General features: G+C 37.4%; 1 protein-coding gene and 2 tRNA genes. 2 read left to right on the forward strand and 1 reads right to left on the reverse strand.

Features of this window, described 5'->3' with window-relative positions:
* Nucleotides 1-44 precede the first annotated feature (44 nt).
* Nucleotides 45-1,079: a bifunctional 3,4-dihydroxy-2-butanone 4-phosphate synthase/GTP cyclohydrolase II gene (locus GSY74_RS00730; RefSeq protein ID WP_164663188.1), complete on the reverse strand. Its 1,035-nt coding sequence runs from the start codon at nt 1,077-1,079 to the stop codon at nt 45-47.
* 118 nt (nt 1,080-1,197) lie between these two features.
* Here GSY74_RS00730 and GSY74_RS00735 point away from each other — a divergent pair.
* Together GSY74_RS00735 and GSY74_RS00740 are read left to right on the forward strand one after the other, a co-directional pair.
* A tRNA-Gln gene (locus tag GSY74_RS00735) sits at nt 1,198-1,272 on the forward strand.
* Nucleotides 1,273-1,403: 131 nt separating this feature from the next.
* Nucleotides 1,404-1,480 (forward strand) — tRNA-Met (locus GSY74_RS00740).
* The last annotated feature ends 59 nt before the right edge of the window (nt 1,481-1,539 follow it).

Consider the following 1,539-nt stretch of genomic DNA (forward strand, 5'->3'; position numbering starts at 1 on the left):
TAATTAGGAGTATATTACTCCTAATTGTAACCAAAGGATAAAATTTATAAAACTCCAATCTTCTCCACAACATTCAATCCAAACCCTGCAAGACCCACAAACTCAGTCTCAACATTGCTAGTCAAAAGCTGAATATCCTTAATCCCTAGGTCTTTAAGAATTTGCGCACCTACACCATACTCTTTTGCCTGTTCTTTCGAGATGACTTTTGTATCTAGCATGATGATAACACCACCATTTTTTTTGATATAATTAATAGAGTTGATAAGTGAATCAAAACGGTCTTGGTTAAGGATTAGCTGTGCATCTGTACCAATATTGTGAAACTTGACATTGGCACACTCTTTGGTCTCTCCTATCTGCACCACTCTATGAGTTCGTCCAAGGTGGTCTTCATATTTTATCTTGAGTGCTTTTAGACCCATAAAATCTATTTTCTCTTCAGAAATACGAGAGACAAGTTGCTCGTTAGCCAAACGATACTCTACCAAATCAGAGATATATACTATCTTCATATCATGTTTCTTAGCAAAAATTTCAAGGTCATCATGTCTAGCCATAGTCCCATCATCTTTGATAATCTCACAAATCACCCCAACAGGAGCCAACCCTGCTAGTTTACATATATCAGCCGACCCCTCTGTATGTCCTGTTCGTACTAGCACACCACCATCTTTTGCTATCAGTGGAAAGATATGCCCTGGGCGAACAAAATCATCACTCTTTGTTTGAGGATTTGCCAACTTTGAGATACAATCATCTCTCTCTATTGCTGAAATCCCTGTCCCTGCTGTAGTTGAATCAATAGATACGGTAAAGGCAGTCTCATGATTAGATACATTATTACTAACCATAGGAATCAAATTAAGTTTTTTTGCAATCGCCTTACTCACAGAGGTACAGATAAGCCCTCTAGCCTCTTTTGCCATGAAGTTAACCATCTCTGGTGTTGAAAACGAAGCGGCATAGACTAAGTCCCCTTCATTCTCTCTATCTTCATCATCCATCATAATGACCATGCGACCCTGTTTTATCTCATTAATAGCAATTTCTACTCGTTTTAACGCAATTTCTAGCATAATTTATTCCCTTTTGTTCTAAATAGACGATATTATACTATTTTTTTTACAAAAACCCTTGACATTCTCTTCTAGTTTCTCTATAATGCCGTCCACACAAACATTGTGTAACAGTGATTGGGGTATGGCCAAGCGGTAAGGCACTAGTTTTTGGTACTGGTATTCAGGGGTTCGAATCCCTTTACCCCATCCATATAAAACATAGAAATATGTTTTAAAATGATTTATTTTTGTTTTAATCAAGGAAGACGCGATTGAGCCATACCGAGGTATGCGAATGAGCTTCTGACGCAGAGTAAAGCGAAAAGAAAACATTTTAAATAACGCGAGATAGAGCAGTTTGGTAGCTCGTCGGGCTCATAACCCGAAGGTCGGTGGTTCAAATCCGCCTCTCGCAACCATAATTATAAATATTAAGTAAAATACAAAAATATAGCAATATATTTTTTAAATCGTTCTA

It is taken from the genome of Sulfurovum sp. bin170 (assembly GCF_010892395.1).
Lineage (GTDB): Bacteria > Campylobacterota > Campylobacteria > Campylobacterales > Sulfurovaceae > UBA1140.

What these genes read in the sequence shown, in the direction of transcription:
- GSY74_RS00730 (WP_164663188.1), bottom strand. Translation starts at nt 1,079, where the DNA reads ATGCTAGAAATTGCGTTAAAACGAGTAGAAATTGCTATTAATGAGATA.